Raw genomic sequence first — 6198 nt, forward strand, 5'->3', positions numbered from 1 at the left:
GTACAATATATAAGACAATTAATGTTATTTAATCGACGAGTCAGCTTATTTTCACAAAAAGAAAAGCATAACTCAACGAAAATTCAATTTATCAGAGTATTAAATTTAAAACAGAATAGTATAAATTTGCAGCATCTTAAATAATTTGTTTTGAAGCTCTTTCATTCTATAAACGATTTTCAGTCAACCAAGAAAACAATTTTAACTCTTGGTACCTTTGACGGCGTGCATATTGGTCATAAAAAAATTCTGGAACGAATTACACAAAATACTGAAAACGGAAAATACGAAAGTCTTGTACTTACTTTTTTTCCGCATCCACGAATGGTTCTGCAAGAAAAATCAGAGATCAAATTGCTGAATACTATTAGCGAAAAAACAGAACTCCTTGAGGCAACTGGTATAGAAAACTTAATTGTTCATCCGTTTAACGAAAGTTTTTCAAGATTGACTGCAGAAGAGTTTGTTCATACTATTTTGGTGGATAAATTCCAGATTCAGAAAATTATTATTGGACATGATCATCGTTTTGGACGCAATCGAACTGCTAACATTGATGATTTAATTGCTTTTGGAAAAGAGTATGATTTTGAAGTAGAACAAATATCTGCCGAAGAAATTCAAGATGTTTCGGTAAGTTCTACTAAAATCAGAAATGCTTTAAAAGAAGGAAATATGGCTTTGGCCAACGAATATCTAGGATACAATTACTTTTTAAACGGAACGGTGGTAAAAGGAAAACAACTGGGAAGAACTATTAGTTTTCCTACTGCAAATATTTACATCGAAGAAGATTATAAACTAATTCCAAAAATTGGTGTTTATGTTGTAGAAGCTTTTATAAACGAAGAAATTGTTTATGGAATGATGAATATTGGCTTTAACCCTACGGTTAATGGTGATAAACAGACTATAGAAGTTCATCTTTTTAATTTCGACAAAGACATTTACGATCAAAATATTAAAGTTTCATTGCTGCATTATATTCGCGAAGAACAAAAATTTGGTTCTGTAGATGCGTTAAAAGCGCAGCTTCATCAAGATCAAATTGAGGCCTTGGCTTTCATAAATCTTCTTTAAAAAAATCGCATCTTATAGTTTTTGCTGTTTTTAAATCATCGTAGTTATTTTTTTAGTAAATTTGATAGAAGACTGTTTTTCAAATATTTACTATTAACTTCTTTAAAAATAAGCACTATGAAACTACCTAAAGAAATTACCAACGGTTTTTTGATTTTTCTCGGAATCGGCATTTATTTTTTATTGATGAATGTACTAGGGTTAGCAAATTTGTTTTATCTAAGAACACTTAACGTATTCTTTATATTCTATGGTGTAAACAGAACAATGCAGATGAACCTTCGTGAAGGAGAAACCAATTTTGTATCTAATGCTGTTTCTGCAATGGCTACGTCTGTAGTCGGCGTATCGATGAGTGTATTTGGCTTATTGGTTTACAGTTATGCTCGAGGCGGAGACGCATATGTAAGAACTCTATCTGAAACATTTCTGTTCGGAGGAAATCCATCAGTACCAACTTATTGTATTTGTTTATTGTTTGAAGGAATTGCTTCATCTGTAATCGTCACTTTAATGATGATGCTGTACTGGAATAATAAATATGCTGCTGATTAAATAATCAAAAATAAAAACACACTTTGACACTCTAAAAATCATAGAAATTCTTAATTCTATGATTTTAGAGTGTTTCTTTTTTGAAAAAAAGTTGAAAATCTTCATTTTTAATAAGCTAATAAATCTGTTATCATAATTTACTTACTTTTAATGCTCCAAAAAACAATTTATCCATGAGCATTACAAAACATAACTGGACAAAAGACGAAATAATTGCCATCTACAATAAACCATTGATGGATCTGCTTTATGAAGCAGCTACAATTCACAGACAGCAACACGACCCAAACGTAGTTCAAGTCTCCACTTTACTTTCTATAAAAACAGGCGGATGTCCAGAAGATTGTGGCTATTGTCCGCAGGCTGCAAGATACAATACGGGAGTTGAAGGAAATGATCTAATGACTGTAAGTCAGGTAAAAGCTCAAGCTTTGAGAGCTAAATCTAATGGATCTTCTCGTGTCTGCATGGGAGCAGCTTGGAGAAATGTAAAAGATGGTGAAGAATTTGATCAGGTTTTAGAAATGGTCCGTACGATTAACAAACTTGATATGGAAGTTTGCTGCACTTTAGGAATGCTTACAGAAAATCAGGCGCATCGTTTGGCAGAAGCAGGTTTATATGCTTATAATCACAACTTAGATACATCTGAAGAATATTATAAAGATGTAATTTCAACTCGTGGTTTTGAGGACCGTTTACAAACTATTGAAAATGTTCGCAAAACAAATGTTACAGTTTGCAGCGGAGGAATTATCGGAATGGGAGAAAGTATTGAAGACAGAGCTGGAATGCTTGTAGCTCTTTCTACTTTAAATCCACAGCCAGAATCTGTTCCAATTAATGCATTGGTGGCAGTTGAGGGAACTCCAATGGAAGAAGAAAAACCAGTTGAAATCTGGGAAATGATTCGCATGGTTGCCACTACACGAATTGTAATGCCAGAAACACAAGTTCGTTTGTCTGCAGGAAGAACAAATATGTCACGTGAAGGTCAGGCAATGTGCTTTTTTGCAGGAGCAAATTCGATATTTGCAGGAGATAAATTACTTACTACTCCAAATCCTGATGTAAATGAGGATATGAAAATGTTCGAAACTTTGGGAATGATGGCGCAAAAACCTTTTATTAAAATAATGCAGCCCAAAACAGTTGAAGCTTCCGATTCTCAATTTAATTCTTTGGGAGAAAAACCTAAATGGTCACGACCAAATCATAAAATAGAAAGAAATATTGATGCTTCGATCAGATCAAAAAAATAATTAAAAGAGTTAATAAATTTCAATAAATATTATTAAATTGCTTATGCACAGAGTTATAAGCAATTTTTTTATTTATAAAAATGAAATTAAAAGAAATAGAAAGGGTTAAGAAAATCTCTAAAGAAGATTTTATTTCCCAATATGTAAAAAAACAAATTCCAGTTGTTGTTGAAGAACTGACCGAAGACTGGCCGGCTTATCAAAAATGGAAATTATCCTATATTAATGATATCGCAGGTGATATCACCGTTCCTTTGTACGATGATAGGCCTGTAAACCATGAAGAAGGATTTAATGAAGCTCATATGAAAATGAAAATGAGCGACTATATTAACCTTTTAGAATCAAAACCCACCAATTACCGCATTTTTCTTTATAATTTAATGAAGGATGTGCCGACGCTAAAAAATGATTTTTTATGGCCGGATATTGGTCTCAAATTAGTCAAACAATTACCAATGCTTTTTTTTGGTGGAGAAAATGCAAGGGTTTTTATGCATTACGATATTGATTATTCTAATATTCTTCATTTTCATTTTCATGGAGAAAAGCAGTGTATGATTTTCGCACCAGACCAGTCAAAATATATGTATAAAGTACCTCATGCTTTAATTTCGAGAGAAGATATTGATTTTGATAATCCTGATTATGAAAAATTTCCTGCTCTAAAAAATGCTGAAGGATATATTACGAATCTAAAACATGGAGAAATGTTATATATGCCAGAAGGATATTGGCATTATATGAAGTATTTGACACCTGGTTTTTCTATGAGTCTTCGTGCTTTTCCTAAAAATATTGCCAATCTATCTAAAGCCGCCTATAATGTTTTTATTATGCGTCATTTTGATATTATGATGCGAAAAATTAAAGGCCAGAAATGGATTGATTATAAAAACGAAAAGGCGATTACAAATACAAACGAAAATTTACGCCGTAGCGCTTAATAATAAAAAAATCGGTTGAGTTTTAATTCCCAACCGATTTTTTACTTTAGTTATAGACTATTTTTTTCGTTACAGTTTTTCCGTTATCCAATGTAATTTTTACCAGTAGCACTTGAGGTCCAGAATGCAGATTTGTAATGAGCCATTCTTTATCATCAATTTCTTTTTTATGATACAATAGTTTTCCTCCAACATCATAAACAGCTGCTTCTTGGATATTTTCTTTATCTGAGAAGGATTGCAGTTTAATATTTTTTTCTCTAACTGAGACAGAAATATTTCCATTAAGGTTTTCAAAATTTTCGTTACCTAAAACAGCATCGTTAGGATTAGTATATCGAAGCACAAAGCGATCAGGAAAAACTCCAATTGTTGTAGTAAATTTATAACCTCCTGTTTTAAGATTGTGTATCGTTTTAGTTACATTATCTTGCAAGTAAATTACCTGATTATCCAAATTCCCATCTGTATGATCTATAGCAATTGTAAATTCTCCTTCTAAAGCAGATCGATATCCTAACGGAATTGTATCTGATGCAACGAAAGGAATTGCGCGCCCTTGAATTACAAGTTTTATATCTTCATTTATACTATAAAAATCGATATACGGATTTGCGTTTATAGTAATCGCATCATAGTTATTATCCCAAGAATTTGTAGCACCAGTTACATATCCAATTAGTAATTGTTTAAAAGCTCCTTGTGTATTTGTCAAGTTTAACCATATACGATGTTTTTCAGTTGCTACAGATTTATAAAATTGACTGTTATAACCAGGCACTCGCATAGAGTTAGTAAAAACTACACTTTGACCTGTTTTTGATTTCGCAAGAAATCCTTGTCCCGCAGCTATATAACCTTGAGGCGCCTGTTGATTTCCAGGCGTTGGGGCTCCAATTCCAGTCATACTGCCAACTGTAGTAATTCCCGATAGGTTATAAATTGCATAATCATCATTACTATAATAATAAGTACTACTTCCAGGGACAGTTTGAGCTGGAGCAACGTTATGCACCCAGAAATATAATGTGCCATAAAGATTCGCTGCATTATCGTGAATAAACTGGTCAGCATAAATTGCTGACGGATATGGATTACCAAGTAAATTATACTGCTCAGCAACGGCAGCTGGTCCTGTAATTTGTCCATTATTAGGAACTCCAACAAATTCTCCAGGATAAACTTGGGTTAAATTTGTATCATAAGGTTGAGGTCCTCTAATGCTATAACCATTTCCTTTAACCATTTCCTCCGCTCCATTATAAATTGTTATCCATCGTGTTAATGGATCAAATTTAAAATATTTATCTCCTAATGTTTGTGGAGATAGATCATGTAACGTAAATGCTGGTACTCGTGTTACTGGAGAAGACCAATAGGTAAGATCGTAGCGTCTTAGTGGCTGTGTATTTCTTCTATAAATAATATTTCCAGTATTAACAGCATTTGAAACTTGCACTAAACTGGAATTATTTTCAAAAATGAAAATCCCATTGCCTACTACGTTTACCTCATTTGTCACTGTAATTGTATTAGAACTTTGTACAATTAGCGATCCATTATTTTCTATTGTTAATCTATTTGCGAAAAAACTGCCATTAGTTCCCGAAATAATTGGACTTGTTGCCAAGGCAGGAATATTAACACAATCAGAAGCCAAAGGAACCCCAGATGGAGTCCAGTTTGATGCATTTCCCCAATTAGCATTAACACTTCCATTCCAAGTCTTAGTAATTAACACATTTATTGTAATAGGCGTTGATGGAGATTCACAACCTGAGGTATTATTTTTAACTTTTACATTATAAGGCCCAGGAGCCAAACCTGTAAATATACCAGAAGTATTACTATAATCAACTCCATTTATGCTATATGAATATCCTGTTCCCGGTGCAGGCGAAGTGACCGTTATTATACCTGTATTATTTTCGCAGCTTGGCTGTTGTGTCGCAGAGGCAGTTGGTGCAGAAACTGCATTTACAGTTAAGGAAACTCCCTGATTTACTGGACATCCATTTGCCGTAGAAATTGTCATCACACCACTATATGTCCCTGCTGCTGTATTGGCCGGAACATTAACATTAATAACAGTTCCGGATCCAGAACTGAAAGGAAATGACGTTGTTCCCTGATCTGTTAATGTAACCCAATCTATAGCATAATTAATTGGGGATCCAGTTGTAGAATTGTAATTTAAAGTCGTTGTTTGTGCAGATGCACTTTGGCAAACAGCAGTAAATATTCCCGATGTACTTATGGTTGGACTACCATTCACTGTTAAAGAAACTGATTGAGTTGCTGAACATCCATTAGATGTCAAAATCGTCATTGTACCTGTATAAGTTCCAGGTGCT

5 protein-coding genes are annotated in these 6198 nt (G+C 33.5%); 4 read left to right on the forward strand and 1 reads right to left on the reverse strand.

What is annotated here, in order from left to right; genetic code table 11:
* The first annotated feature begins 150 nt into the window (after positions 1–150).
* The 4 genes from ASE40_RS02835 (at position 151) to ASE40_RS02850 (ending at position 3844) form a co-directional block, all read left to right on the forward strand.
* Positions 151–1080 carry a bifunctional riboflavin kinase/FAD synthetase gene (locus ASE40_RS02835; protein WP_057115284.1) on the forward strand — a complete coding sequence of 310 codons (930 nt, stop codon included), beginning with the start codon at positions 151–153 and terminating at the stop codon, positions 1078–1080.
* A gap of 117 nt (positions 1081–1197) precedes the next feature.
* A complete protein-coding gene (locus ASE40_RS02840; RefSeq protein WP_057115285.1) occupies positions 1198–1635 on the forward strand; it encodes a hypothetical protein in 438 nt (145 codons plus the stop codon).
* Between the two features lie 173 nt (positions 1636–1808).
* On the forward strand, positions 1809–2897 hold the full coding sequence (bioB, locus tag ASE40_RS02845; RefSeq protein ID WP_057115286.1) for a biotin synthase BioB: 1089 nt from the start codon (positions 1809–1811) through the stop codon (positions 2895–2897).
* Between the two features lie 80 nt (positions 2898–2977).
* Positions 2978–3844, forward strand: coding sequence for a cupin-like domain-containing protein (locus ASE40_RS02850; protein WP_057115287.1), 867 nt, complete (start codon positions 2978–2980; stop codon positions 3842–3844).
* Between the two features lie 46 nt (positions 3845–3890).
* Here the strand turns inward: ASE40_RS02850 and ASE40_RS02855 are convergent.
* Positions 3891–6198: T9SS sorting signal type C domain-containing protein (locus ASE40_RS02855; RefSeq protein WP_198530100.1), on the reverse strand; the 2308-nt coding region annotated here is incomplete at its 5' end.

This window comes from Flavobacterium sp. Root935 (assembly GCF_001429295.1).
Classification (GTDB): domain Bacteria; phylum Bacteroidota; class Bacteroidia; order Flavobacteriales; family Flavobacteriaceae; genus Flavobacterium.

Excerpts from the sequence above, each read along its gene's own strand:
- ASE40_RS02840 (WP_057115285.1), top strand. The coding sequence starts at position 1,198 with ATGAAACTACCTAAAGAAATTACCAACGGTTTTTTGATTTTTCTCGGA.
- bioB (WP_057115286.1), top strand. The coding sequence starts at position 1,809 with ATGAGCATTACAAAACATAACTGGACAAAAGACGAAATAATTGCCATC.
- ASE40_RS02850 (WP_057115287.1), top strand. The coding sequence starts at position 2,978 with ATGAAATTAAAAGAAATAGAAAGGGTTAAGAAAATCTCTAAAGAAGAT.